This is a genomic window from Anaerospora sp. (assembly GCF_032013335.1).
Lineage (GTDB): Bacteria > Bacillota > Negativicutes > Sporomusales > DSM-15969 > Anaerospora.
This window is the reverse complement of sequence record NZ_DALZUO010000002.1, coordinates 149,062-175,938: the sequence shown is the minus strand read 5'-3', so window position 1 is coordinate 175,938 and position 26,877 is coordinate 149,062. Positions and strand designations below refer to the sequence as shown.

Below are 26,877 nucleotides of genomic sequence, written 5' to 3'. Positions count from 1 at the left end.
GGTTTTCACCACCTCATGGCTTTGCGCTGCTCCTCAAACAAGGAGCAGCGCCATAGCCGGATTGGGATAGTATCCTATTTTACGTTAGCTTTGATAAACTCAATGATATTGGCGGTAGGAGTTCCAGGAGTAAATACTTCAGAAACACCATTTTCTTTCAGGAAAGGAATGTCAGCATCAGGAATAACTCCGCCGCCAACTACCAATACGTCGTTCATGCCTTTTTCTTTCAGCATGGAAACGATTTTCGGGAACAGGGTATTGTGTGCACCGGACAGAAGGCTCAGTGCCACTACATTAACGTCTTCTGAAAGAGACGCTTCGATAATTTGTTCAGGGGTTTGACGAAGACCGGTGTAAATTACTTCAAATCCGGCATCACGAAGGGCACGGGCTACAACTTTAGCTCCGCGATCATGTCCGTCAAGACCTGGTTTTGCTACAAGTATTCTAATACGTTTTTCCATTGTTGTCCCTCCTTCTCTCGCTTACAGCGTCGCAGGCGCTTGGTATTCACCGAACACCTTACGCATTACGCCACAAATTTCACCAAGGGTTGCATAGGTTTTAACCGCTTCAAGAATAAGAGGCATAAGGTTAATATGCTCATCCTTGCAGGCAGCTTCCAGAGCAGCCAGGGCTTTTTCAACAGCAGCATTGTCGCGACGAGCGCGGAGGTCAACTAGTTTTTTCCGTTGGAATTCGCCAACAGAGGCATCTACGCGGAGCAGGCCTTCAACTGGTTTTTCCTGGATTTGGAACTGATTGACACCAACGATAATCCGTTGTTTGCTTTCAACTTCCATTTGCCATTTATAAGCACTTTCTTGGATCTCTCTTTGAATGTAGCCTTGTTCAATGGCCACAACAGCGCCGCCGATTTCATCAATTTTCTTGATGTATTCCCAGGCTTCTGCTTCAATTTTATCAGTAAGAGCTTCAATGTAGTAAGATCCGCCTAGTGGATCAACAACATCAGCTAAACCGCTTTCATAAGCAACGATTTGTTGTGTTCTAAGAGCAACACGTACTGAATCTTCAGTAGGCAGAGCCAATGCTTCGTCTTTGGAGTTAGTGTGAAGCGATTGAGTACCACCGAGTACAGCAGCAGCTGTCTGCAGAGCAACACGAACAATGTTGTTTTCAGGTTGTTGAGCAGTTAACATGGAGCCAGCGGTTTGGGTATGTACGCGAAGCATCCAGGATTTTGGTTTTTGTGCATTGAAACGCTCGCGCATAACTTTAGCCCATACGCGGCGGGATGCACGGAATTTAGCAACTTCTTCAAGCACGTTGTTATGCGCGTTCCAGAAGAAGGAAAGGCGACCAGCGAAATCATCAACGTCCATGCCAGCTTTGATAGCAGCTTCAACATAAGCAATGCCGTCAGCGATGGTGAAAGCGATTTCCTGTGAAGCAGTTGAACCGGCTTCACGAATGTGGTAACCGGAAATGGAGATGGTATTCCAGTTGGCAACATTTTTTGAACAATATTCAAAAATGTTAGTGATAAGACGCATGGAAGGCTTAGGTGGGAAAATATAAGTGCCGCGAGCAGCATATTCCTTCAAAACGTCATTTTGGATAGTACCATTCAATTTATCAGGTGTTACGCCTTGCTTTTCAGCAACTGCGATGTACATAGCTAAAAGTACAGATGCAGGAGCATTGATCGTCATTGAAGTGGAAACTTTACCAAGATCAATTTGATCAAAGAGGATTTCCATATCAGCCAATGAGTCGATGGCAACGCCAACTTTACCTACTTCACCTTCGGACATTGCATGATCGGAGTCATAACCGATCTGGGTAGGAAGGTCAAATGCGCAGGAAAGACCAGTAGCACCCGATTCAATCAGGTAGCGATAACGTTTGTTGGACTCCTCTGCAGTAGAGAAACCAGCATACATACGCATGGTCCAGAAACGGCCACGGTACATAGTAGGCTGTACACCACGGGTGAACGGGTATTCACCGGGTATGCCCAGCTCGCTTTCATAATCAAAACCCTCAATGTCAAGCGGGGTGTACAATCTGTTGTGAGCGAGGTTTTTGCGCTCAGGATTTTTGGCAAGCGATTTTTCCACTTTTTCAGTGTAAGCTGCCACTTTAGCTTTTAGGGATTCGTTAGCCATGTTTGTAGTGTCCTCCTTTACGTTACTTTTTCATTGTTCCGGTTTGTACAAACCGGGTATGCCAAGAAAGGGCTTCTTCCAACAGATGCGGCGTATGCGCAAAATTGGTAGCTTTTTCAGCTCTTTCTAGGTAATCAAGAAGCATAGGCTGATAGTCCGGATGCGCACATTTGTCAATTATTACACGGGCGCGTTCTTTTGGACTTAAGCCGCGAACGTCAGCTAAGCCGCGTTCGGTAACAAAAATATGGGTGTCATGTTCTGTATGATCAAAGTGGGATACCATCGGTACAACGGACGAAATAGCTCCGCCTTTAGCAACCGAATTAGTGCAGAAAACGGTTAAGTAAGCATTACGGGCATAATCGCCTGATCCGCCAATACCGTTCATCATTTTGGTACCCATGATGTGAGTGGAGTTAACATGTCCATAGATATCAAGCTCAATAGCCGTATTCATTGCAATAACACCTAAACGGCGGGCAAGTTCCGGACTATTGGAGATTTCCTGCGGACGAAGAATGATCTTTTTGCGGTATTCTGCCAGGTTGGCATAAAGGCGCTTCAAGCCATCCGGTGAAGGAGTAATTGAAGTTCCTGATGCAAACGTAAGCTTGCCAGCATCAATCAGATCGAACATACCATCTTGAATAACTTCAGTAAATACACTGAGATTTTCAAAAGGAGAATCAACCAGACCGCATACAACTGCATTCGCTACTGAACCTACACCGGATTGAAGCGGCAGAAGGTTTTGCGGCAAACGACCTTGTTTGATCTCATGTTGGAAGAACTCAATCAAATGACCGCTCATTGCTTTAGCATCGTCATCAATCGGAGCCAGCGGGCGCACTGCATCAGGCAAATCGCAAGGTACAATATATGTAATCTTGTCGAAACCGCATGGGATGTAAGGAGTGCCGATACGATCGTCGGATTTTACCAGAGGTATAGGCTGACGATGGGGTGGATCAAGCGGAATGTAAATATCATGCATACCTTCTAATTCAAGAGGCTGGCTTGTGTTAATTTCAACAATAACAATATCAGCACTTTGAACGAAAGAAGCTGAGTTACCCAAGGATGTAGTCGGAACAATATGTCCCTCTTCTGTGATAGCGCAAGCTTCCACAATAGCGACATCCACTTTGCCACCAAGGAATCCGTAACGGGATTGCTGGGCAACGTGGCTCAAATGCATATCAATGTATTGAATTTTGCCGCTGTTGATTTGTTTGCGAATTTCATCATTTGTTTGGTAAGGAAGACGTTTGTCAATCCCATTAGCTTGTGCTAATGCGCCATCCAACTCTTTACCAACTGAAGCGCCTGTCCACAAGTTAACTTTAAAGTTTTCTTTTTTAATGCGTTCAGCTAAAGCAAGTGGAACAGCTTTCGGATAACCTGCGGGAGTAAAGCCGCTAGTACCTATGTTCATACCAGGCTTAATGATGGCTGCAGCTTCTTCTGCACTAACAATTTTTGCGTGCAGAGCTTTGTTGCGTACTCGATCGCGAATATCGATCATCGCACTCTCTCCTCCTGTATTAAGTATTATATAATTCCATGCCACCAGAGCATTGCTCTGTTGCAGCATTTCCAAAAGAAAAATGGACATAAGACTACTTCGTATATATTATCTTGCTCAAAGAGAATTTCATACAGTCCTGCGAAGATTTTGCAATTGCGAAAAACTTCTCTGCAAAAGATTAACTTTTTAGATTAAGGAAGGCTCGGAAAATAAAAAACACCCAAAGTCAATTTGTGTACGTGAAAATATACACAAAGCAAACTTGGATGTGCCTACTTGTTACTCTTTTGCCGTTTGGGCACAGAGCCATAAGCAATCGTGTTTGTGTAAGCACTTCCAATCTGGCATCCATTGCCAGAACCGTCCATGCGGAAATTTTTTAATAATTCATTGCTTTCCGAGATATCTATATTCTCTATGACTGTATATATTCCTTCTATAAGTTGACATTTTTTTTAAAAAGTTTTCATATTTTTTATATTAAACCGAAAAAATTTAATATACCTTTGTCGAACAAACCAAAAGCATCCAAGGCTCTGATAGTTTTTACACCAGAATTGGATGCCTAGCTTATCATCTACTCATAAGAAATCTCATAAGTCGACATAATGCGGAGCTTAATTGCTTTTTTCTTCAAGCAGGAAATAGTTAATTGCTTCCTGACATTGACATATTCTATACCACTTGTCGAATTCCTGCTTATTTATTTTTTTTTAATCAATTGATTGCCGTGATAAGAAATAGGATAAACTGCTTAGCCCTACTGATAAATCTTCGCTGATAATACGTACATGGCTAGGTACATTTAGTCGTATAGGCGCGAAATTCCAAATACCCTTTACGCCTGCCGCAACAAGCCTGTCTGCAATTTTTTGAGCTTGTTCAGCAGGAACGGTAATAACACCAATATGTATATTGCGTTCTTGCAATACTGCTTCCAACGCACTTGCGTGTTGTACTTCCACGCCATTAATGGTAAGTCCCACTTTACTAAGATCCACATCAAATATCGCTGCCAGGTTAAAGCCCAGTGAAGAAAAATTTCTATAATTAGCCAAAGCCCAGCCAAGATGTCCAATACCAATAATACTAATATTCCAATTGCGGTGTAAGCCCAGAATTTCGCCGATATTACGGATTAATTCGCGGACAAAATAACCTACACCTTTTTTGCCAAACTCGCCAAAAGAAGCCAGGTCTTTACGGATTTGTTCAGGTGTTACTCCGATGCGGCGTCCCAATTCTTCAGAGGAAATGATTTCAATACCTTCTTCTTGAATATGGCGCAGCGTGCGAAAGTATAGCGGTAAGCGGTCAATGGTAGCTTTGGAAATAACAATATGGCTTTTCAAAGCAGCACACTCCTTCATTTAGTGGCACGTTCTACACGCCAAAATCATATATCTATATCTTATTCTCATGTCACAGTAAAAATCCTGCCGCCCAAAAGGCGGCAGGAAAGAATTTGGATTATTTTTATACTTTTCCGACAATACCTTTATACCTTATTGCCTTTTCTGCTGTTGATAGTGCGTGTGGAGGATATGATGCGCTTTTTCTCCATTTGGTTTCCCCAGCCATGTATCATAAAGTTCCTTAATGGCTGGATTATCATGAGACTTACGGAATTCATGACTTTGATCACATTCATAAATCAAGTCAATTCTCTTTTGCCGTATATCTGCCGATATGGGAACCGGCTGCCCGCCGCCGCCAATGCAGCCTCCGGGACATGCCATAATTTCAATGAAATGATAATCTGCTTCGCCGCGACGAATTTTTTCTAAAATAAGCCTCGCATTAGCCAGTGTATGAGCTACCGCAACTTTAACAACAGTACCATCCAGGCTCACCTCGGCTTCCTTCATCCCCGTAAGACCGCGTACGCCATGAAAATCGATGCATTCCAGCGGTTTCCCTGTTACAACTTCGGACACCGTCCTAAGTGCTGCTTCCATTACCCCGCCAGTTGCCCCAAATATTACCCCCGCTCCGGTTGCAATTCCCATGGGAGCGTCGAATTTTTCCGATGGCAGATTAACAAAGTCCATGCCCGTTTCACGAATCATACGGCCAAGCTCCCGCGTTGTCAGAACATAGTCTACATCCTGGCCGCCTTCCGTAGCCATCTCTTCCCTGGCTGCTTCCGCCTTTTTAGCCGTACAAGGCATAATAGAAACGGATACGATATCCTTAGGATCTATTCCTGCCGTTTCAGCGTAATACGTTTTTACCAGGGCGCCGAACATTTGCTGTGGAGATTTCGCAGTCGACAAATGATCGAGCAGATCGGGATAGAATAGCTCAATGAAGTTGACCCACCCTGGGCTGCAAGATGTAATCATCGGCAGCTTGCCACCATGAGTCAGGCGATGAATAAATTCGTGCCCTTCCTCCAAAATTGTAAGATCAGCCGAGAAATCCGTATCAAAAACACGGGCAAAACCCAAGCGACGCAAAGCAGCAACCATTTGACCGGTAACAATCTGCCCATGCCCCATGCCCAGTGCTTCCCCCAGCGCCACCCGCACTGACGGCGCAGTTTGCACAATAACGTGCTTGGTAGGATCACTAAGAACCTGCCAAACGGCATCAGTATCATCTTTTTCTACAATAGCGCCGGTAGGACAGACAGCCGCACATTGCCCACAATACGTGCAGGCAGCTTCATCAAGACCTTGGCTAAACGCAGGCGCCACCGTAGTGTTAAAACCGCGGCTGACAAAACTATAGACATGTACCCCTTGCCGCTCACTGCAAGCCCGGATACACCGTCCGCATAAAATGCATTTTTCCTGATCCCGTACCAAAGAAGGATTAGAAGCATCGAGCGGATATTTTTTCCGTTCTCCGTCAAATCGCACCTTTCGGATACCCAAATCACCGGCAATAGTCTGGAGTTCACAATTTAAATTACGTTGACAGGACAAGCAATCTTGCGGATGATTCGCTAACAGCAGTTCTACCACCATTTTACGGGCTTCCCGAATGGACGCCGAATTTGTCCGCACCACCATGCCCTCATTCACCGGATAAACACAGGAAGCAACCAGCGTCCGTGCACCTTCCACCTCTACCATACAAACCCGGCATGCCCCTTCCGGCCGCAATTCAGGATGATAGCAAAGGGTAGGAATATTTACGCCGATTTGGCTTGCTGCTTCCAGAATAGTAGCGGTTTTGGCAACTTGCACCTTTTGTCCATCTATTGTTATATTCACCTTTTCCATGATATCACTCTCCTTCTGGCCGGCCTTAGCCTTTAATAATTGCTTTAAAGGGGCACTTAGTTACGCAGGCACCGCACTTAATACATTTAACAGGATCAATTATATGACGGCCTTTGATTTCACCGGTGATCGCCTGAACAGGACATGCTTTTTTACAAAGGCTGCAGCCTTTGCACAATTCGGTTACGCTGAAACCGGATAGTTTTGTGCAGGCACCAGCCGGACAACGCTTGTCATGAATGTGAGCCTCATATTCATGACGGAAATAGCGCAGTGTACTGAGTACTGGATTCGGCGCAGTCTGCCCCAAACCACAAAGTGCCGTTGTTTTAATATTTTTAGCCATCGCCTCTAATAAGGCAATGTCATCATGGCGGCCATCCCCATCCGTAATACGGGTAAGCACTTCCAGCATGCGCTTTGTGCCTTCCCGGCAAGGAGTACATTTGCCGCATGATTCGGACTGGGTGAAATTCAAGAAAAATTTAGCCACATCAACCATACAGGTCGTTTCATCCATAACAACTAAGCCGCCTGACCCCATCATTGCACCCGCCTGGATGAGCGAGTCATAATCAACTGGCAAATCAAGCAATTCTTCTGGCAGACAACCGCCTGAAGGGCCACCGATCTGAACGGCTTTGAATTTTTTACCTTCCGGAATACCGCCGCCTATATCAAAAATGATTTCCCTCATACTAATACCCATGGGTACTTCTGCCAGGCCGGTATTGTTAATTCGCCCGGTAAGCGCAAAGACTTTAGTCCCTTTACTGCGCTCCGTGCCAATAGCCGCATACCACTCTGCACCTTGGGTGATAATCTGAGGAACATTGCCAAAGGTCTCTACATTGTTAATATTAGTCGGTTTTCCCCACAGGCCTGAAATAGCAGGAAAGGGCGGACGGGGGCGCGGCATTCCGCGTTTTCCCTCTATTGATGCAAGCAAAGCTGTTTCTTCGCCGCACACGAATGCTCCGGCCCCTTCTTTGATTTTTAAGCGGAAGTTAAATCCGGAGCCGAAGATATTATCTCCTAATAAGCCTAATTCTTCTGCTTGTTTTATTGCAATCCGCAAGCGTTTAATAGCAAGCGGGTACTCTGCACGCACATATACATACCCTTCATCCGCGCCGATCGCATAACCACAGATTGCCATTCCTTCAATAATCCGGTGAGGATCTCCCTCTAATACGCTGCGATCCATAAAAGCGCCTGGATCACCTTCATCGGCGTTACAGACTACGTATTTTTTATCCCCCTGAGCATTACGCGTAAACTCCCATTTAGAGCCGGTAGGAAAACCACCGCCGCCCCTGCCGCGTAAACCAGATTTTTTCAGTTCCATAACAACTTGCTCGGAAGTCATTTCACTAAGCGCTTTCCCCAATGCTTCATAACCACCGACAGCAATATAATCTTCAATGGACTCAGGGTTGATATGTCCACAGTTTGCAAGAACTTTGCGCATCTGTTTTTTATAAAATGTAATATCGTTATAATTCGGGATCTTTTCATGGGAAACAGGCTCTTTATACAGCAAGCGTTCCACAATGCGCCCTTTGTATAGATGGCTGTCCACCAATTCAGGCACATCTGTATCCTGCACACGACAGTAAAAAACTCCTTCAGGATACACGATTACAACAGGACCCATTTCACAAAAGCCATGACAGCCTGTTTCAATAACCTTTATTTCCTTTTCCAGTCCCCTTTTGACCAGTTCAGCTGATAGTGCCGCTTCCACTTTCTTTGAGCCTGAAGAGACACAGCCAGTTCCGGCACAAATGAGCACATGTGCTCTACTGTGATCCATTTTTTCCCCTCCAATTGTAAACATAAGCTAGGGCATTATTTTGCCAACAACCCATTCTTCCACTATTCTGCCGTTTACTACGTGGTCAGTTATGATCCTTGCTACAGCACTTGGAGTTACTCTGCCATACGTGATACGAGGCTCACCTGGACGAACAATATCTACAAGCACCTCTTTCTCGCACATCCCAATACAGCCGGTCTGCTGTACCGTAACATTATCCAGCTTGCGTTTCGCAATTTCATCCATTACAGCCGTTACTATTTCCCGGGCACCGGCAGCAATACCGCACGTTCCCATGCCAACAATAATCTGGGTACCGTCATTATGACGAATTCGATTTTGTGATTGGAGCTGTTCACGGAGTCTTTTCAAGTCCTCAACAGTCTTCAAATTGTTCACCTCCATATAAATTAGCAATGCCAGCTGCTAAATACTCTTTAAGCCACTCAATTATTTCCGGATGCGTGAATGGAATATCACCGATAGCAGCAGCCAATTCACGGGTTTCAACAGAAAACGCCCGCTTCATCACTATGTGATGATAGGAAAAATCCAACTGAGGATTAAGCGTAATCAGCGTTTGTATTGTTGCTGCCATGTTGCCTAAAGGCGGTCTGTCAAAGTGACTGTATTGATAACTGGCCGTAATCTTTGTTCCTCTGCCGGGCTCGGATTCAATCTCCACAGATCCGCCAGACCGGGCGGTGGACATATCCAGCAGCGCTAAGCCTAAGCCAATCCGGCGGGTAAAACGGGTAGTAACAAAGGGATCCCGCACAGTTCTGACCATTTCCTCACTCATTCCACGTCCGTTGTCAAGCACCCTTATTGTCAGCACATCCTTAGCACAATCCTCGTTAATGCAAAGCTCAACACGGCTGGCTTGTGCTTCAATCGCATTTTGAACCAAATCCAATATATGAAGCGCCAACTCTCTCATACTCAGGCATACTTAGCAAGTATTTGCGTGACAGCTTCCGGAGTCAGCCTGCCATGAGTATCATCATTAATCATCATAACCGGAGCCAAACCGCAGGCACCGATACAAGCCACCGTTTCTAATGTATATTTAAGGTCTGCCGTTGTACCGCCAGGTGCCACTTTTAAAATGTCTTCCAGTGCGGTCAAAATAGCTTTTGCTCCCCGCACGTGGCAAGCTGTCCCCTGACAAACGCGAATGATATTTTTACCACGAGGATTCAAGTGAAACTGGGAATAGAAGGTTACTACCCCATATATCTGGCTTACAGGAATGTCCATTTTGTCGCTAATGTGGCGAATGGCTTCCCGTGACAAGTAGCCATATGCATGTTGCGTCTCTTGCAATACCGGTATAAGAGCTCCCTTTACCCCCTCATATTTGTGCAAAATCTCATCCAGTTCAACAAACTGATTCACTTCACCGCCTGAACAACAACAGGTCTTGCCAATTGCGCTAGTCATAAAACCCCTCCTCTTTGTAAGTTTATCTCGAAACAGTTTGTAACCTTTGCCTATAAAGGCGGTGTCACGAACTGACGATTTCTGTAACTTTTCTACCGTTAACCCCGAGTAAAGCCTGTCGTATTTCGGCCACTGTCGGTTCCGCCAGAAAAAAATTCACCATAGGGCCGCTTACAAAATCTTCAATAGTATGAGCATCTGAAGCTGTTACTACCGGATAGTTGCCAATAACAGGAACTCGAATAGCAGCCTCGTTTCGCTTAATACGGCGGGACACTTCCACTGCATCGAGTGCCAAATCCGGCGGGATAAATCCAAGTTGAGAAATAATACTGTATGCGGGCCGGTCTACATGACTTGCGATTAATAATCCCTCAAGTTCCCTCACCTTTGCCGATAATTGAGCGGCATTAATCGTTAGTGAGCAAAGCAGTAATTCTTCTTTAATGCCAGCGAAATTGTCCTCTGCATCAACGATAAACTGAGCGCCAAACTTCTCATCATTATTCTTGAGTAACGGACGATGGGCCGCGACAAAGCGTTCCCATTCTTTTAACTGCCGCATCTTATCAAACAGTACAATAAAATGTGCTTCTTCCCGGGTTTCCACTTCCATTCCCGGCAACACAGTGATACCGGCATCCTGAGCCGCAACAAGAGCAGCCGCTACATTATCACAGGCATTATGATCAGTGATTGCAATAACATCCAGTTTTTTTGCCGCCGCATGCCATACAATGTTGCGAGGTGTCATTTCTACCGCCGCACAGGGCGACAGCAGAGAATGTATGTGAAGATCGGCAGCAAAATTACGCATTAAGCCCCCCGAATACCGAGCGCATACAACTGACCAACTACCTCATAAGCAGGTAATTCGGTTGTTAGTACTATTAAGCCCTCAGCTTTAGCTTTATTTATCGCTCCCTCATCCGGCTTTACTCCACCGGCAATAATAACTGCCGCTAACCCCGCTAACAGGGAAACGGCCACAACATTTTGATGTCCCTGCATCGTAATCCAAACATTATCTGAACCAGCCTGCCCCATCACATTGCTCAGCAAATCAGACACATAACCACCGCTAACCGGCTGTTCGAAGTTTTCTCCCGTTATAACAGTGAGTGCTAAGGCCGAAATAATTTCTTGAACAGTCATTTACTTCACCCTCTTTATTCTTTTGGTTCCTTATCGAGAGGCGGAGGCAGTTTCTCCGCAAGATTTACCATTTCTTTCGCTAAGTCACGTACATGTTCCCTGAGTTTAAATACGCAATCGGCTTCTGTAGCACTGCCTTGTGCGATGTCTTCAGCTAAAGCCTTGCAACTGGGAGAACCACAGGAACCACAGTCTAAGCCAGGCAATGTTTCCAACGTTTTTTCCATTATTTCTACTTTATACATAGCTTTGAAGATATCTTCATCAAGGCGCAAAATAGGCCGGGGCTCAATTGCCCTGCGTTCATCCACGCCGAGTTGTGACTCCAGATAAGCCTGGTGTGGAAGGATACCGCTTATTTTATCTTCCTCAGCCATACGCTTTGCCCGTTTTTGCATGCAGTATTCTGCCACGAACCGGTTTTCTACCGTCAGAGGACCACCTATGCAGCCCCCCGAGCATGCTAATCCTTCGATATATTGAATACCAGCCAATTTCCCCATCACTACTTGTTCGAGCATTTCATTTACATTGTGAATTTCATGGACAACCAGGGCATTTGAGGCTTCTACCGCCGTCGTTTCCCCACCAGCCATTGCCCAGCCGACACCTATCCAGGACGCTCGCTTGCAATGGGAATGCTGGCCCTCCTTTGGAAGCGCCTTTAGCAGCGCACTGTATAACTTAGAAATACCAATCACTCCGGTGATATTGGATTTCTCCGAACCCAAGGGCTGCTGCACGGCAGTCATTTTGGCCGCACAGGGCGAAATAAACCAAATACCAATTTCCTCCGGATCAAGCTTTTGCTTCTGCGCCGCTTCTGCCCGCACAATCCGGGCAGCAACCTCTACGGGAGCATCAATGGGAACCAAATGGCTAATTAATTCAGGGTATTTTACCTGAATAAGCCGTACCACAGCCGGACAGGCAGAAGAAATAGCTGGCCGTGGTATATCACTTCGCTGTAGGTAATCGCGTATTGCCAGCGATACAATTTCTGCTCCATGGGCGACTTCGAATACCTCATCAAAGCCGATATTCAATATCCCGCATAGAATGCTTTCTATGGGATATTCAACCGGAAACTGCGCATACAGAGAAGGTGCCGGAAGTGCAATGTTATATCGGAAATGCTCTAAGTCTGCCAGTGAATCAGTCACTGCAGTTTTAGCATGACTGGGACAGCAGCGAATACACTCCCCGCAATCAATACAGCGAGCCTCTATAATGCGAGCCTTACCACTGCGAATACGGATAGCTTCCGTAGGACACCTCTTTATGCAATTAACACATCCTTGACAGCGGTTGGCAATTAAGCGAACCGAGTGAAAGCATTCAGACACAGCAAGCACCACACATTCTAATGGCGAATAACCATAGTAATTTTAGTCCCTGTTCCCACTACAGAATATATATCAAATTCATCCGCACACTTGGCCATATTCGGCAATCCCATTCCTGCGCCGAAGCCTAACTCACGGATATGATCAGGCGCAGTTGAATAGCCTTCTTCCATAGCTTGCTTTACATCAGCGATTCCAGGCCCTTCGTCTTCTACAATCACTTTAGTCCTGTCTGAATATATCCACACGCGTAACTGCCCTTGCTTCGCATGGATAATGACATTCATTTCCGCTTCATACGAACTGATAGCAATTCGCCGGATTACATCCGCCTTCACTCCAATCTGTTGTAGTACCCGTTTTATCTTGCTGGAGGCTTCACCTGCAATATCAAAATTCGCTCCTTCAAGAGGAAACTCAAGCGCAATTGCCTGTTCATTACTCACAATATGCCACCTGGCGCGAGCATCCGGGCAAGCCCTGTTGATACAACAATCCACAGGCCTCATACAGTGGATATTCCGATACCATTAAAGGAATTTCTTTTTCTGCCGCCATTTGAATCACATCTTTGCCAGGGCGCTTGCCTCTTACAAAAATAATGGCTACCAAATCGCTTATTTCGGCAGTTCGAATCACTTGTACATTGGTTAACCCTGTCAATAAAATTGCCCGTTCCTTTGTAAAGGCCAAAACATCACTCATTAAATCTGCACCACAGGCACCGTTTGCATCTCTGTGCAACCATTCTGCGCCTATTAAAACTTCCGCTTTAAGCGCCGCCTGTATATCAAATAACTTCACCGGAGTACCACCTCCTAATGGAGAATTTTACTTTGTACGAAATTTCACAATATTTTGGACAAAAAATTAGCGGGGCTAAAGGCCCCACAAGCTTTTTGTTCCTATATTTACTGAATAATATTCGAAAAAACTTAGAAAATCCCTGCCGGCAAATCACTTATCAGCAAGATTATTTTTGTTTTTTACCAGGACCCCAGTTAATAACGGTACTTGGCCTGCCAAACAGTAACGACTAAGGCGTTCAGCAGCCAAAAGAGCATCGACATTTGAATATTATACATGACATAATCTGTAAAACCGCTTACTGCCAAGCCTAGCAAAGCCGATACTGCCCCCAGCATTAAACCATTGATCCAGCGATTGGATGTCTCAGCCACTACGGATAAGGCTAAGCGGGCATGACCATACATGATGACCAGAAAAGCCGCTAGCCCAGGCAAGCCGATTTCCGCCGCAATATGCAAGTACATATTGTGAGCATGAAAGATCGTAGTTGCCGTATTTTGCACGAAAAAGTCATATTCCGGATAAACCAGCCAATACGCTCCCCAGCCAATACCTAAGATTGGCTTATCCATAATCATAGCGACTGTACTTTCCCATAAGGCCAGTCGCAGCGTAGACGATGTGTCAGTAGGATTGATAATGGAAGCCAGCCGGTCCATTACACCATCGTACCCATAAATAATTAACAGCGGCACCGTGAGCAGCACCCAAAAAATCTTCCGGTTATATAGTACGCCGTAAGCTGCACAAACAGCCAGAACACTGAGCCAGGCACCGCGTGAATAGGTCAATACCAGACAGCAGCCTAAAATAAGCACCAAACTAAGCAGGCCGCATTTATAGAGCAGCTTGTCACTGCATAGTCCCAGCCCGGCTGCCAGTGCCATGATGACAACCAAGAACCCTGCCAGCAGATTGGGATTTTTTAATGTTGAAAAAATCCGCACCTTCAAATCAGGAAACTGTTCGCCATCTACCCATTCAAACGCCGAAATATCCATGCCATGTATGTATTGGTAAAAGCCATAGGCAGCGACGACTAACGCCGATGCAAGTAAGGAGTATACCAAGCGTTTCACCTGTTCTAAGGAATGTACATTATTAATAACCAGGTAATATACAATAATATATCTTCCCATCAAATGATAATAATTGTAGAAACTAAAGCCGCGGTCCGGCGATCCCAGGACTGATGCGGCCGATAAAACGACCAGTGCAATAACAGCCCCGTCAAAAGGTGTACGCTTTAAATTCATTTGCCGCGTAACTGCCATTTTGCCAAACCATAGCAAACAGCCTGCAGAAAGAAAAATACTAGTAACATCTAATGACAATGGCAAAAAAAAGGCAACCGCAAAAATGCAGTGCTCTATTAAATAATTTAAATGATATTGCGTTGAGGTTGGCTGAAATAATGTTCGCACAAGTTCACCTTGTTCATTTTCTGTAACGTGCCTGTTTAACAGACCATATTTATTATACCCTTGGGACGGTAGTTTGTCTACTGAGGATAATATTCCTAGCCGTACCTACTAAATATAAAGAACCGCAAATACAGATAACTCCCGTTTGTCCCGCCCAATCCGCAGCCTTGCTGATTGCACCTTCCACAGTTGATGCTGCTTCGATCCGGCTTGCTGTAATAGCAGCAGCTAATTCTCTGGGATCAGCAGCCCGTACAGAAAGCGGAGCAACTGTTATAACCTCATCGTCGGGACGAATCAACGTATTTGTTATACCGGAAATATCTTTATCCTGAAGTATGCCGAGTACAAAGGTTATCCGCCGGCCGCTATATACTTCATCAAGCGTTTGTCTTAAAGCTTGTGCTCCGGCAGCATTATGGGCTCCATCAATTATTATGACCGGCTGCCCTATGAATAATTCAAATCTCCCGGGCCAGACAGCACCAGCTACCCCTCTGGCAATCGCTTCATCCGTTATTCGCCTATCTTTTCTCGCAAGGATTTTAACAGCCATTACGGCAACAGTACAATTGGCGGCTTGATGACGGCCTGCTAACGTAAGCGGCAAGTCAGCATTGTCACCATACAGCTTGGTTCGTACTGTCACTTGCTGCAAACCATTCTCTCCAGCCAGCCGTTCACCTGAAAAATCACTATCCATTACAAATAAAGGGGCGTTCTCAGCTGCCGCCCGACTGCGGATTACTTCCAGTGCCGGCCCGACAGCCGCGGTAACTACAGGTATCCCGCTTTTAATAATGCCAGCCTTATGACCGGCAATCTCAGTGACAGTAGTCCCGCAGCGATCGGTATGTTCAAGCGTAACATTCGTAATAACGGACACTTGCGGCAAAATTACATTGGTTGAGTCCAGCAAGCCTCCTAAACCCACTTCAATTACAGCATACTCCACGCCGGCAACAGCAAAACAATGAAATGCTGCCGCCGTCAAAATTTCAAATTCCGTAGGATGTTCCCATCCCTCTGTTACCATTTGCTCGATAAACTGCTTAGTATAGGCAACAATCCGCCCAAATTCCTGCTGCGTAATAGGATGCCCGTCAATTACAATGCGTTCTGTATACTCAATTAAATGAGGCGAAGTATACATGCCTGTCTTAATGCCGCTAGCTTGTAAAATAGCCGCAGTAATTGCCGTTGTTGAACCTTTGCCGTTTGTCCCGGTAATATGAACAGTGTTATAGCATCGCTCAGGATTGCCCATAAGCTCCAACATTTTTTCAATGCGTTTTAGTCCTAGATTGATGCCGAATTTACCAGTGGACTCCAAGTAAAGAAGTGCTTGTTCATACGTCATTTCCATCATTATAAGCTGGCTAAATATTGCAGGCGTTCATTGATTGCGCTCTGTTTTTCACGGTACTCCAGTTCCTTTGCCCGCTCCTTCTCGATTACTTCAGGAGGAGCTTTCGCAATAAAGCCCTCATTAGATAACTTCGATACAATCCGGGCAATCTCTTTATCCAAAACAGCTAATTCTTTATTCAATCTTCCTGTCTCTTTCTCTATATCAATAAGACCTTTCAGCGGCAGATAAATTTCAATACCGCTGACTACAGCTGTCATTGCGTTTTCCGGTTTATCGGCACTACGGTTAAGCAGCATAACGCTTTCAGCAGCCGCAAGAGATTTAAAGTATTGTTCATTTTGCCCTACCACCGTCATTAATTCGGGAGCAACCACTTGAAGTATCACTTCGCTTTTTTTGCCAGGCGGAACATTTACCTCGGCTCGCATATTACGGATAGCCTTGATGGCTTCCATAATTGTCATCATATGCTGCTCTGCGGCCTCATCCAGAAGTTCAGGCTGCAGCTTAGGCCACCCGGCCGTCATTATACTTTCCCCGTCATGGGGCAGAGCCTGCCAGATCTCTTCAGTAATGAAAGGCATAAACGGATGTAAGAGTTTTAGTGTGTTTGATAATATATACCATAAAATATATTGAGCGGCAGCACGGCTTTGGACATCCTCTTTATTATACAAACGATTTTTTGCTAACTCGATATACCAATCGCAATACTCGTTCCAGATAAATTCGTAAACCAAACGCGCAGCTTCACCTAACTCGAACTTATCAATATTACGCGTTACTTCACTGACGGTGTGAGCATAACGATTCAAGATCCATCGGTCAGCCAGCGTCAGTGTAGTCGGAAACGAATGCTGCTCCGGTTTAAAATCTTCGAGATTCATTAATACAAACCGGGATGCATTCCATATCTTATTGGCAAAGTTACGGCTCGACTCTACCCGTTCCCAGTAGAAGCGCATATCATTGCCTGGCGTATTACCGGTTACAAGTGTAAAGCGCAGCGTGTCGGCTCCATATTTTTCAATCACTTCCAAGGGATCAATCCCATTGCCTAAGGACTTGCTCATTTTACGACCTTGAGGATCGCGAATCAAGCCGTGGATAAAGACATGATGAAAGGGAATCTCACCTTGAAATTCAAGCCCCATTGTAATCATGCGGGCAACCCAGAAAAAGATAATATCATAACCGGTTACAAGTACACTTGTAGGATAGAATTGTGCCAGCTCCGGCGTTTTGTCAGGCCATCCCATTGTCGAAAACGGCCATAAAGCTGAGCTGAACCAAGTATCAAGTACATCGGCATCCTGTTCTACTTTGCCACCGCATTTTGGACAGGCGGCAACAGCATCACGGGAAACGATTGTTTCACCGCACTCACAATACCAGGCAGGTATACGATGCCCCCACCAAATCTGACGGGAAATGCACCAGTCGCGAATGTTTTCCAGCCAGTTAATATATATCTTCGTGAAGCGCTCAGGAACAAATTTAATTCTGCCAGATGTGACTGCTTCTATTGACGGCTTAACCAGCGGCTCCATTTTGACAAACCACTGCTTGGATACTAACGGCTCAACAACAGTCGTGCAGCGCTGGCAATGTCCGACTGAGTGCGTATGCTCAGCCACAGCAACAAGATTCCCCGCCTCTTTTAGATCGCTTACCAGTTGTTTGCGGCACTCATAGCGATCCAGCCCTGCATATTTACCGGTATCGGCGGCCATTGTTCCGTCAGGATTAATGACGACGATTTGCTCCAGCTTATGTCTGAGTCCCATATCGAAGTCGTTTGGATCATGAGCAGGAGTCACTTTAACTGCACCTGTTCCAAAAGCAGGGTCTACGTATTCGTCAGCCACAATAGGAATGCGCCGTCCGACCAAAGGCAAAATGAGGTAATGTCCGACATAACGCGAATAGCGTTCATCGTCGGGATGAACAGCCACCCCTGAATCCCCCAGAATTGTTTCCGGTCTTGTAGTAGCCACAGTCACATACTCGCCGTCTTTTCCTTCTACCGGATAGCGAACATGATATAAATTACCTGGTTTTTCTTCATGTTCCACTTCTATATCACTAAGTGCGGTATTACAGCGTGGGCACCAGTTGGTGATACGGTTTCCCTGATAAATCAGGCCCTTTTCGTACAGGCTTACAAATACTTCACGAACAGCCTTCGAGCAGCCTTCGTCCATTGTAAAACGCTCACGGCTCCAGTCACAGGAGGCGCCCAGACTTTTCAGCTGATCGCTGATGCGTGCACCATATTGGTGCTTCCATTCCCAGACGCGTTCAATAAACTTCTCCCGCCCAATATCATAGCGGCTTAAGCCTTCGTTTTTCTGCAGCATTTCTTCTACTTTAATCTGTGTTGCGATACCAGCGTGATCTGTACCTGGCATCCACAGTGTGTTATAGCCCTGCATTCTTTTTAAACGAATAAGAATATCTTGGAGAGTATTGTCAAGAGCATGCCCCATATGCAACTGTCCGGTAACATTGGGCGGCGGAATAACGATGCTAAAAGGATCTTTATCGGGCTCCACCTCTGCATGGAACAAATTATGCTCTTCCCAAAACTTATACCATTTAGCTTCAACCGCCTGCGGATCGTAAACAGTTGGAATATTATTATCAGCCATCATCAATTCCTCCTAAAATAAAAACTCTTCCATCCTGATTAGGACGAAAGAGTTTGCTTCCGTGGTACCACCTATATTCCTGCATAAGCAGGCTCTCATACGGCGTAACGTGCCGGCTACGGACAAACCTACTTACATTCAGCCTGTCAGCTCAAGGACGACTTGGCAGCATCTTTTTTCCCAAGCGCCCTTTCAGCCGGGAGACGCTCTCTCTGAGGGAGTATGCCGCTACTCTTTCCTGTCATTGCCGTTTTTTATTATATTGGCATTATCATACCAATTCATAACTCTTATGTCAAGAATGTCCATCTCCAGCAGCAGTTATTATTTGCCCAATATGTATTTTACCAATAAAATACTAAGCTCATACAATACAAGAATTGGAATGGCGATCATTGTCTGCGAAAAAACGTCCGGAGTAGGCGAGATGACCGCTCCCACAACAAAAGACATGACTAGCATCATCTTTCGCTTACCGATCAGATACGCTGATGTGATCACTCCCATTTTAGCTAAAACAACCAAAAATAATGGCAATTCAAAAACAACTCCAAAGGGCAGTAAGAAAGAGACTACAAAGGAAAAGTATTGGCCTATCGAAAAGAGCGGCTGTAACTCAGCAGTAGAAAATCCAACAAAAAACTTAATACCTGCAGGTAAAACGAAAAAATAAGAAAAAGCCAGACCCGTAAAAAACAGCAATACTGATGAAGGCACCAGTACAAAAGAAACCTTACGCTCCTGCCTGGTAAGAGCCGGTAAAATAAATGCCCATAGCTGGTACAAAACCACAGGCAAAGCTAAAAGCAGGCCCGCAAAAAAAGAGGCTTTTAAATAGGTGAAAAAAGCTTCAGCCGGATTCATATAATACAGTTTACCTGCTGGTGCCGTAATAAAATGAATCAGTTCTTCTGAGTAAAAGTAGGTAATACCGCTGCATATGACAACGGCAATAATAGAAATAATTAAACGGCGTCTAAGTTCCTGCAAATGATCAATTAAGGACATTTCCGCTTCATTAACTTCTTCAGCCGGTGCTTCTGAAACAGCAACAAGCTGACGTGACGAATCCTCGGAAGCAGTTGGCGGTATCGTTTCTGGCATTATAGTATCCTCACTTTTTTTCACTTCTACAGCGTACTTGCTACTGGCAGCATAAAAAACACTGTTCTTGCTCTCTTCTATTATACCTGCCGGTCATGTAAAAAACAATTCTGACAAAAGCTCGTAGGTACACCAAAGCTCGAAAAAACAAACAGTCTGCCGGGCTATTAGACCCGGCAGACTGTTATCTCTCCGCCTTGTTAAGGCAGCATCCAGCGTAAAGCATAAGCTTGAAGTAAGGTAAGCACCGACATAAATAACAACATCGCCAAACTATGAAGTACTGTAAACCGGAAGATTGTGCCTTCTTCACCCACTAACCCGGTTGCAGCAGTTGCTACCGAAATACTCTGGGGAGAAATCATCTTGCCAGTAACACCACCTGATGAGTTAGCAGCAACAGTCAGGTGTGGGTCCACGCCAATCTGCTCGGCTGCAGTCTTTTGCATAGAACCGAACAAGGCATTCGCCGATGTATCCGAACCGGTAAGGAATACACCCAGCCAGCCCAGGATAGGCGCAAAGAAAGGAAACATGGAACCAGTGGCCGTAAAAGCCAGACCGAGAGTTGAGCTCATGCCAGAATAGTTCATGATATAGGCTAATCCCAAGATCATCGCAATCGTACCAATGGGAAACTTCAGCTGCACAATGGTACGTCCAAGACAGTTAAATGCTCTGCCAAAACTATAATTAGGAATAATCAATACCGATAACAGCCCCGAAATAAAGATAGCACTTCCGGCAGCAGACAGGAGATTAACCATGTATTTCGCCGGATATGCACTTACCTTAGCGACTACAGGGGGAGCTTTCTGGATGAGGCCGTCAAGTCCGGGCCACGAGATTAGGAATAAGGGATTTAACTGATCGATTTTCAATAAAGTGAGTTTGAATTTTAAGAACTTATCATCGGCCCATAAGAATACCAATAAGGCTAATATCAAATAAGGACCCCAGGCTCTCAATACTTCGCCTGTCGAGTACTTTAACTGTACTTTGCCGCCTGCAGCAGGTTTTTCATCCGGGAAATGCCACACCTTAGCCGGTTTCCAGAACTTCAGGAAAACAAGCAGCCCGACTATAGTGACAATTGCGGACGTAATGTCCGGCAAATATGCGTTGACATAATTCGATGTGAAAAATTGTGTGCCGGCAAAACAGATACCAGCAACAAGAACAGCGGGAAGAACTTCCATAGCCCGCTTCCAGCCACACATCGTAACAACCAGCCATAATGGCACAATCAGCGAAAGAAACGGCAGCTGGCGCCCAACAACCTGACTGATTTTCATAATATCCAGAGCCGATACCTGAGCTGCAACTACAATAGGAATACCAATAGCACCAAAGGCAACCGGTGCAGTATTCGCTATTAAACAAATGCCTGCCGCATATACAGGGTTAAAGCCCAACCCTACCAGCATGGCGGCAGTAATTGCTACAGGTGTACCAAACCCTGCTGTCCCTTCAATAAAAGAGCCGAATGCAAAGGCGATAAATAACGCCTGCAGACGCCGGTCATCCGTAATGGAAGCTAGGGAATTCTTAATGATTTCAAATTCTCCTGACTCAACTGACATATTGTAGACCCAAATAGCAGTAACTACAATCCACACGATAGGAAAAATTCCATAAAGAGCTCCATTAAGCGTCGCACTGATTGCTAAGCTGATTGGCATATTCCAGACTACTATTGCTACTAATACAGCCGAAGTCACTCCAGCTGCAGCTGCAATATGACCTTTAACCCGCTTAACTCCAAGCATATATAATAATAAGAACAGCGGAATAGCAGCAACCAGCGCAGAAAGACCGATATTACCAAGCGGATTATACTCTTGGACCCACGTCATTTAATACACTCCTTTGCAATGTTAGTGACCTTTACCTAAACTACCTGCTACGCTTCTATCACCTCCCCCAAAAAATACTGACACTTTGTGAAAAATATACCATTCTCATAACACAATGTGATAAGTATGTGAAATAAGTAACATAAGTCAGAGTATTCTGAATTTTTATTGTGAAAAAAATAACTTTCCCTCTGTCTTAGAGATAAGTTGTAATATTGTACACTTATTCTACGAGGGAAAGCCAAAATCCTTGGTGATTTCGTGTTCCGGGCCAATTCTTTTCATTTTTTTCACTGACGTCATGCCGCCAGTCTTCAAGCCCTTCATAACATCCTCAACCAATATTAAATGCTCACGCATATACCTGCGGGCCAATTGCGGATTATGACCTGCTATTGCTGTAAAAATCAACTCATGTGAATGATATAAAATGTCCGGCATGTCTTCTACTAAAAACAGCTTTTGCCGTGCAGTTTTAAAGGTGTTTGTCATTAAGTCAGATATACTGTTCATTACGCGAACAAGGATGGCATTGCCGGACGCCCGGGCAATCGTGAAATGAAAGGCAGCATCACTGCCATCACCAATTTCACCTTCCCCAACCTGAACCTTCATTGTATCCAATGCCTGCGCCAGCTCTTTTATATCATCACTGCTCGCGCGAATTGCCGCGAGTGCGGCAGTTTCAATTTCCAGTATTTTTCGGACTTCAAGGAGCTGAAGGATATCATCGATTTCAACCTGAAGCAGAAACGAAAGCGGCTCAAGCATTCCTTCATAGGATATTTGCCGGACAAAGCTTCCTTCACCAGGCCGTATCTCAATAATTCCCATCATTTCCAGCGCACTAAAGGCTTCACGGACAGACGGCCTGCTGACCGCCATCTTTTCTGACAGTTCCCGCTCAGAAAGCAGTTTATCACCAGGCTGCAATTTGCCGTCAACAATCAGCTTTTTTATTTGCTGAATAATCTCTTCATATATTTTAGTTGTTTTAACCGGCTTAAACATGTCGCCTCCACGGTTAATAGTTACGTTTTCCCACAAAAGCAGCCATCTCCAGCAAAGCTGCCCTCACTGGTTCGTTAAGCGAGCGGGGCAGGACATCTTGTGCCTGTTGTAGATAGCGGGCAACCTGGCTATAAGAATACTCAATTGATCCCGCATTGTGAACGATCGACAAACCTTGTTCTAGATCTGCTTCATTCATCTGCCGCCGCAGGATAATCTCCCTTAACTGCTGCCCGGAGGTACGATCCCGTAACGCATGGATAATCGGCAGTGTAATAATACCTTGACGCAAGTCATTACCAGCCGGTTTCCCCATCTGCTGCACAGAAGAAGTAAAATCAAGAATATCATCTGTAATTTGAAAAGCCATTCCGAGAGCATATCCATAATCATGGAGAGCCTGCGTATCTGCTGCAGACATACCCGCCGTAATTGCTCCCATGCGGGCGCTGCCGGCAATGAAATCAGCCGTCTTCTTCGCTATGCGATCATAATAATCAGCTTCCGACTGGTCTGGGTTAAAGCTCTCTTTAATTTGAACAATCTCACCTTCACACATGGAACTAATAATATCCGCCAAGATGCGCAAGATTTCATTATTTCCTTTAGCGGCAACCATTGAAAACGCTTTTGCAAAAAGATAGTCACCTGATAGTACGGATGCATGATTTCCCCATTGCGCGTTGGCAGTCGCAATTCCTCGCCGTGTAGCGGCATTATCAATAACATCATCATGAACCAAAGTAGCCATATGAATCAGTTCAATGGCTACTGCTACGGAAATTTTATCATTGCTGCTCGAAAGCCCCTGTTTAGCACACAATAAATATAAGGCGGGCCGCAAGCGTTTGCCTCCCGCCTTAGTAAGATGTACGCTAATATCGGCTAACATTTGAACCGGAGTTTGTATTACAGAAAGTAATTCAGCTTCGACAAGTGTCAAATCACCTGTCACCATCGCAAAAATAGAGCTATTCCTCACTATCGTATCACCTTTATCGGAATTCTTTCTCTATAATACACGATTCTCCGAGCATCGTCTACTATTTCTTCTTTTCCACTCGAATAGCACAGTCGGGGCAGACCATTTGGCAAATGCCGCATACGATGCATTTCTCCATATCAGCCTGCACGCGCGGCGTACCATATACGCCCAGATCATCGGACCAGCTGATACACTTTACCGGACATTTCTCAATACACAATCCGCAGCCTTTGCACAGCCCCGGAAAAATGGACCAGCTTCCCTTAGCATTCTCATAGCTGGATGAAACCCAATTTGTTTTCCCCATTTCAAACCCTCCTACATCGAGCCCTTCACAATGTCATAACCCCGCTCTAATGCCTTAAAATTCATATTCCGCAAATCGGGATTCGCTTTAAATTTGTCGCCTAGCTTTGATTCCAATGCCTGCTTAATGGATTCCAGCGGCAGTACATCGGTAGCGGCAATAACGGCGCCAAGAATAATCATGTTGAATACCCGCGGATGAAATTCCTCTTTAGCAATGTCATTTGCCGGAATGGGTATGACCCGCTTAACCTCACTGGGTACCTCTGAGGGATTAATTCCCGGCCCTTCTTTGGTAAATGAACAGGTTTTAGGTTCTCCCGCGATCAGCTCCTGCTGCAAATCCTGATTAGGCCGCTCAACAGTCGTCTCGGGAGCGCCCGGCATCCCTGCCGTGGGGCAGGGTGGCGTCACATCAAAATACTGTAATCCAACGATATTATCGTTTACTTCGCCCTCCTGAATGAGGGAATTGTCATAAATATAAACGGTGTTTGCACCAGCATGTATTTTGGTCCGGTTTACGGCTCTCGGACTAAGAGGAATAAGAATATCTGCTTTTTGAAACTTAGGAGCACCAATCGGCCCGTCACTGATCTGGACATATGCTATGGATACTCCGCCCCGCTGCTCTACGCCGAAATTGGGAATATAAAGCGCCTGCTTTCCTTCTTCATTGGCAGCTTCTGCCAGAATTTCGGCAATCGATTGTACTCCCTGTCCACCTTCGCCGGCCAGGGCAATTTTAATGACCTTTGTCATACATCAGCCCTCCTTTGCCTGCGGCGTACGCAGTTCACCAACTTTAAAATACTGAGGCATATCTTTTTCTACAAAATCCCAGGTTTGCTTAGCATTCGTCCGCCAATTAGTAGGACAAGAGGCTAAGGCTTCGACAAAAGAGAATCCATTGCCGGCAATTTGATTCTCCAGTGCTTTTTTGAGAAAGCCTTTTAACTGACGTACATTGGCAATAGTGCCACGGGCAACATATGCCCCCTCAGGAGCGACTGCCGCAACCATTTCAGGCCCTTTCGTCGGTTGACCCGTTTGCTCTGTGTCGCGTCCGTATGGTGTTGTTTCTGTTTTCATGCCAGGCAAGGTCGTTGGTGCCATTTGCCCGCCAGTCATTCCATAATTACAGTTATTGCATAAAATGACGGTAATCTTCTCATTTCTGACAGCAGCATTGAATAAATGCTGTGAGCCAATTGCATAGCCACCGCCATCACCCATATACGCTACCCCAATAACCTCCGGGTTTGCCCGCTTAATGCCGGTAATAACCGGGGTAGTACGGCCATGGTGGGTTTGTACGGTGTCAACAGCAAAGAAATCCCAGGCCAGTAATGAGCAGCCTATGTCACAGCCATAAACAAGCTTGTCTTTGATCCCCAATTCATCAATCGCTTCACCTAAAGCCTTTAGGATAATACCATGTCCACAGCCCGGGCAGAATTTATGCGGTTTGGTTTCCTCATTCCAGCATGAAGGCATGGGTGGCTGGAGAACATGATCTTTTTTAACTTCCTGCATAGCGTTTCCTCCTTCGGCAACTTTACAATTTATTATATTCGTCAATAATTTCTTCCGTAGTAATTCCGACTCCCGGCCGCAGCATCGGAACAATCTCTATTGTGCTGCCGTACAGCGCATTTTGTACAAGTTTGACCAATTGCCCATATGCTGATTCGGCAATAAATAGCTTTTTAGCATTTTTAATCGCCTTTTTGAGCTGCTCATCCGGAAAAGGCCGCAGTGTAATCGGGCGGAAGAAACCGACTTTCTTGCCCTGTGCCCGCAGTTGGTCGTACGCCCCTTTAGCAGCGCGGGATACAATACCATGGGTTAGCAGGATAACTTCAGCATCGTCACAGCCTTTTTCATCCCACTCAATCACCTCGGGCGCCATTGCTTCCCAGTCCCGCTGATTGGACATTACCACATCATACAATTCATCTTCCGTATTATATGTATTGCGTAAGTGCTTAAATTTCTTGCCTGCAGTCGTATCCCCAATAATCGGCTCCGGCTTCACCAGCTTAATGCCTCTTTCTTCGGGATCATACATGGTCAACGGCTCTCTCATTTTAGCCTGATAACCATCACCTAAAATAAAAGTAGGAAAACGATAGGTCCAAGCTACATTAAAGGCCTTAATTGTATAGTCGAATATCTCCTGATGTGTTGCTGTTGAATAGACAATACGGTGGCCTTCCCCATTACCGCCGAAGGTCGTGAGGGTAACCTCCTGCTGTGCGTAAATGACAGTAGCTGTTGAAGGTCCACCCCGCTGCTGGATAACATAAACAATCGGCAAACGCATCATCTCAGCCATACTAGCTGATTCCTGCATCAATACATTTCCTGGACCAGCTGATGCAGTAAAGGCCTTTCTGCCGGCAAGAACTCCTCCAAGCGTAGCAAAGCCTGCAGATATCTCATCCTCTGTCTGCAAGAACTTCTTGTCATACTTGGGAGCCAGCCTTGTCCAATAGTGCATAATTTCGTTTTGCGGTGTAATGGGGTAGCCATAGATAATGTCAACCTTTGCGGCTACAGCCGCCCAGGCCACGACTTCATTACCTGTCATAAATACTCTCTGTTCACCTTTTAGTGACACTTCAGCCATACAAACACCCTCCTATAAATTTAGGCCATTACTATAAAAACAAGCGCATTCCGGCCAGTCTTTATAC

General features: G+C 45.4%; 25 protein-coding genes and 1 other annotated feature. All 25 genes read right to left on the bottom strand.

Features of this window, described 5'->3' with window-relative positions; translation table 11 throughout:
- Positions 1 to 74: 74 nt before the first annotated feature.
- Positions 75 to 467, bottom strand: coding sequence for a cobalamin B12-binding domain-containing protein (locus tag RTR76_RS02830; protein WP_312516487.1), 393 nt, complete (start codon positions 465 to 467; stop codon positions 75 to 77).
- A 21-nt stretch (positions 468 to 488) separates the two neighbouring features.
- Positions 489 to 2,135 (bottom strand): methylmalonyl-CoA mutase family protein, encoded by a 1,647-nt coding sequence (locus RTR76_RS02825; RefSeq protein ID WP_312516485.1) that lies wholly within the window; start codon positions 2,133 to 2,135, stop codon positions 489 to 491.
- A 22-nt stretch (positions 2,136 to 2,157) separates the two neighbouring features.
- Positions 2,158 to 3,663 (bottom strand): acetyl-CoA hydrolase/transferase family protein, encoded by a 1,506-nt coding sequence (locus tag RTR76_RS02820; RefSeq protein ID WP_312516483.1) that lies wholly within the window; start codon positions 3,661 to 3,663, stop codon positions 2,158 to 2,160.
- Positions 3,664 to 4,379: 716 nt separating this feature from the next.
- Positions 4,380 to 5,018 carry a redox-sensing transcriptional repressor Rex gene (locus RTR76_RS02815; protein WP_312516482.1) on the bottom strand — a complete coding sequence of 213 codons (639 nt, stop codon included), beginning with the start codon at positions 5,016 to 5,018 and terminating at the stop codon, positions 4,380 to 4,382.
- Positions 5,019 to 5,171: 153 nt separating this feature from the next.
- Positions 5,172 to 6,896, bottom strand: coding sequence for an NADH-dependent [FeFe] hydrogenase, group A6 (locus RTR76_RS02810; RefSeq protein ID WP_312516480.1), 1,725 nt, complete (start codon positions 6,894 to 6,896; stop codon positions 5,172 to 5,174).
- Between the two features lie 25 nt (positions 6,897 to 6,921).
- Entirely contained in the window at positions 6,922 to 8,712 is a 1,791-nt protein-coding gene (nuoF, locus tag RTR76_RS02805; RefSeq protein WP_312516478.1) for an NADH-quinone oxidoreductase subunit NuoF, read from the bottom strand.
- A gap of 27 nt (positions 8,713 to 8,739) precedes the next feature.
- The gene (locus RTR76_RS02800) at positions 8,740 to 9,105 is read right to left on the bottom strand and encodes a (2Fe-2S) ferredoxin domain-containing protein (RefSeq protein ID WP_312516477.1); all 366 of its coding nucleotides are present in this window, start codon (positions 9,103 to 9,105) and stop codon (positions 8,740 to 8,742) included.
- A complete protein-coding gene (locus tag RTR76_RS02795; RefSeq protein ID WP_312516476.1) occupies positions 9,092 to 9,655 on the bottom strand; it encodes an ATP-binding protein in 564 nt (187 codons plus the stop codon). Before RTR76_RS02795 ends, RTR76_RS02800 begins: the two co-directional genes overlap by 14 nt.
- A gap of 2 nt (positions 9,656 to 9,657) precedes the next feature.
- Positions 9,658 to 10,158, bottom strand: a complete 501-nt coding sequence (nuoE, locus tag RTR76_RS02790; protein ID WP_312516475.1) for an NADH-quinone oxidoreductase subunit NuoE — start codon at positions 10,156 to 10,158, stop codon at positions 9,658 to 9,660.
- Positions 10,159 to 10,222: 64 nt separating this feature from the next.
- Positions 10,223 to 10,975 carry a PHP domain-containing protein gene (locus RTR76_RS02785; protein ID WP_312516474.1) on the bottom strand — a complete coding sequence of 251 codons (753 nt, stop codon included), beginning with the start codon at positions 10,973 to 10,975 and terminating at the stop codon, positions 10,223 to 10,225.
- Entirely contained in the window at positions 10,975 to 11,313 is a 339-nt protein-coding gene (locus RTR76_RS02780; RefSeq protein WP_312516472.1) for a DRTGG domain-containing protein, read from the bottom strand. Before RTR76_RS02780 ends, RTR76_RS02785 begins: the two co-directional genes overlap by 1 nt.
- 14 nt (positions 11,314 to 11,327) lie before the next feature.
- Positions 11,328 to 12,659, bottom strand: coding sequence for a [Fe-Fe] hydrogenase large subunit C-terminal domain-containing protein (locus RTR76_RS02775; RefSeq protein ID WP_312516470.1), 1,332 nt, complete (start codon positions 12,657 to 12,659; stop codon positions 11,328 to 11,330).
- 17 nt (positions 12,660 to 12,676) lie between these two features.
- Positions 12,677 to 13,105, bottom strand: a complete 429-nt coding sequence (locus tag RTR76_RS02770; RefSeq protein WP_312516468.1) for an anti-sigma regulatory factor — start codon at positions 13,103 to 13,105, stop codon at positions 12,677 to 12,679.
- Complete coding sequence (locus RTR76_RS02765) at positions 13,098 to 13,463, bottom strand: DRTGG domain-containing protein (RefSeq protein WP_312516466.1); 366 nt, start codon at positions 13,461 to 13,463, stop codon at positions 13,098 to 13,100. Before RTR76_RS02765 ends, RTR76_RS02770 begins: the two co-directional genes overlap by 8 nt.
- 197 nt (positions 13,464 to 13,660) lie before the next feature.
- Complete coding sequence (locus tag RTR76_RS02760; protein WP_312516464.1) at positions 13,661 to 14,893, bottom strand: O-antigen ligase family protein; 1,233 nt, start codon at positions 14,891 to 14,893, stop codon at positions 13,661 to 13,663.
- 52 nt (positions 14,894 to 14,945) lie between these two features.
- On the bottom strand, positions 14,946 to 16,262 hold the full coding sequence (locus RTR76_RS02755) for a folylpolyglutamate synthase/dihydrofolate synthase family protein (RefSeq protein ID WP_312516462.1): 1,317 nt from the start codon (positions 16,260 to 16,262) through the stop codon (positions 14,946 to 14,948).
- Complete coding sequence (locus RTR76_RS02750; RefSeq protein WP_312516766.1) at positions 16,262 to 18,916, bottom strand: valine--tRNA ligase; 2,655 nt, start codon at positions 18,914 to 18,916, stop codon at positions 16,262 to 16,264. The genes RTR76_RS02755 and RTR76_RS02750 overlap by 1 nt, the downstream gene beginning before the upstream one ends.
- 36 nt (positions 18,917 to 18,952) lie before the next feature.
- Positions 18,953 to 19,170, bottom strand: a binding site (T-box leader).
- A gap of 70 nt (positions 19,171 to 19,240) precedes the next feature.
- Complete coding sequence (gene tatC, locus RTR76_RS02745; RefSeq protein ID WP_312516460.1) at positions 19,241 to 20,020, bottom strand: twin-arginine translocase subunit TatC; 780 nt, start codon at positions 20,018 to 20,020, stop codon at positions 19,241 to 19,243.
- 200 nt (positions 20,021 to 20,220) lie between these two features.
- Entirely contained in the window at positions 20,221 to 21,876 is a 1,656-nt protein-coding gene (locus tag RTR76_RS02740; RefSeq protein ID WP_312516458.1) for a lactate permease LctP family transporter, read from the bottom strand.
- 228 nt (positions 21,877 to 22,104) lie between these two features.
- Positions 22,105 to 22,887, bottom strand: a complete 783-nt coding sequence (locus tag RTR76_RS02735; protein ID WP_312516456.1) for a FadR/GntR family transcriptional regulator — start codon at positions 22,885 to 22,887, stop codon at positions 22,105 to 22,107.
- 13 nt (positions 22,888 to 22,900) lie between these two features.
- Positions 22,901 to 23,869: a polyprenyl synthetase family protein gene (locus RTR76_RS02730; protein ID WP_312516454.1), complete on the bottom strand. Its 969-nt coding sequence runs from the start codon at positions 23,867 to 23,869 to the stop codon at positions 22,901 to 22,903.
- A 61-nt stretch (positions 23,870 to 23,930) separates the two neighbouring features.
- Positions 23,931 to 24,179: a 4Fe-4S binding protein gene (locus tag RTR76_RS02725; protein WP_312516452.1), complete on the bottom strand. Its 249-nt coding sequence runs from the start codon at positions 24,177 to 24,179 to the stop codon at positions 23,931 to 23,933.
- Between the two features lie 11 nt (positions 24,180 to 24,190).
- On the bottom strand, positions 24,191 to 24,940 hold the full coding sequence (locus RTR76_RS02720) for a 2-oxoacid:acceptor oxidoreductase family protein (protein WP_312516450.1): 750 nt from the start codon (positions 24,938 to 24,940) through the stop codon (positions 24,191 to 24,193).
- Positions 24,941 to 24,943: 3 nt separating this feature from the next.
- Positions 24,944 to 25,714, bottom strand: coding sequence for a thiamine pyrophosphate-dependent enzyme (locus RTR76_RS02715; RefSeq protein WP_312516448.1), 771 nt, complete (start codon positions 25,712 to 25,714; stop codon positions 24,944 to 24,946).
- A 22-nt stretch (positions 25,715 to 25,736) separates the two neighbouring features.
- Positions 25,737 to 26,810, bottom strand: a complete 1,074-nt coding sequence (locus RTR76_RS02710; protein ID WP_312516444.1) for a ferredoxin oxidoreductase — start codon at positions 26,808 to 26,810, stop codon at positions 25,737 to 25,739.
- Positions 26,811 to 26,877 lie beyond the last annotated feature (67 nt).

What these genes read in the sequence shown, in the direction of transcription:
- RTR76_RS02830 (WP_312516487.1), bottom strand. Translation starts at nt 467, where the DNA reads ATGGAAAAACGTATTAGAATACTTGTAGCAAAACCAGGTCTTGACGGA.
- RTR76_RS02825 (WP_312516485.1), bottom strand. Translation starts at nt 2,135, where the DNA reads ATGGCTAACGAATCCCTAAAAGCTAAAGTGGCAGCTTACACTGAAAAA.
- RTR76_RS02820 (WP_312516483.1), bottom strand. Translation starts at nt 3,663, where the DNA reads ATGATCGATATTCGCGATCGAGTACGCAACAAAGCTCTGCACGCAAAA.
- RTR76_RS02810 (WP_312516480.1), bottom strand. Translation starts at nt 6,896, where the DNA reads ATGGAAAAGGTGAATATAACAATAGATGGACAAAAGGTGCAAGTTGCC.
- nuoF (WP_312516478.1), bottom strand. Translation starts at nt 8,712, where the DNA reads ATGGATCACAGTAGAGCACATGTGCTCATTTGTGCCGGAACTGGCTGT.
- RTR76_RS02795 (WP_312516476.1), bottom strand. Translation starts at nt 9,655, where the DNA reads ATGAGAGAGTTGGCGCTTCATATATTGGATTTGGTTCAAAATGCGATT.
- nuoE (WP_312516475.1), bottom strand. Translation starts at nt 10,158, where the DNA reads ATGACTAGCGCAATTGGCAAGACCTGTTGTTGTTCAGGCGGTGAAGTG.
- RTR76_RS02785 (WP_312516474.1), bottom strand. Translation starts at nt 10,975, where the DNA reads ATGCGTAATTTTGCTGCCGATCTTCACATACATTCTCTGCTGTCGCCC.
- RTR76_RS02780 (WP_312516472.1), bottom strand. Translation starts at nt 11,313, where the DNA reads ATGACTGTTCAAGAAATTATTTCGGCCTTAGCACTCACTGTTATAACG.
- RTR76_RS02755 (WP_312516462.1), bottom strand. Translation starts at nt 16,262, where the DNA reads ATGATGGAAATGACGTATGAACAAGCACTTCTTTACTTGGAGTCCACT.
- RTR76_RS02750 (WP_312516766.1), bottom strand. Translation starts at nt 18,916, where the DNA reads ATGGCTGATAATAATATTCCAACTGTTTACGATCCGCAGGCGGTTGAA.
- tatC (WP_312516460.1), bottom strand. Translation starts at nt 20,020, where the DNA reads ATGCCAGAAACGATACCGCCAACTGCTTCCGAGGATTCGTCACGTCAG.
- RTR76_RS02740 (WP_312516458.1), bottom strand. Translation starts at nt 21,876, where the DNA reads ATGACGTGGGTCCAAGAGTATAATCCGCTTGGTAATATCGGTCTTTCT.
- RTR76_RS02735 (WP_312516456.1), bottom strand. Translation starts at nt 22,887, where the DNA reads ATGTTTAAGCCGGTTAAAACAACTAAAATATATGAAGAGATTATTCAG.
- RTR76_RS02725 (WP_312516452.1), bottom strand. Translation starts at nt 24,179, where the DNA reads ATGGGGAAAACAAATTGGGTTTCATCCAGCTATGAGAATGCTAAGGGA.
- RTR76_RS02720 (WP_312516450.1), bottom strand. Translation starts at nt 24,940, where the DNA reads ATGACAAAGGTCATTAAAATTGCCCTGGCCGGCGAAGGTGGACAGGGA.
- RTR76_RS02715 (WP_312516448.1), bottom strand. Translation starts at nt 25,714, where the DNA reads ATGCAGGAAGTTAAAAAAGATCATGTTCTCCAGCCACCCATGCCTTCA.
- RTR76_RS02710 (WP_312516444.1), bottom strand. Translation starts at nt 26,810, where the DNA reads ATGGCTGAAGTGTCACTAAAAGGTGAACAGAGAGTATTTATGACAGGT.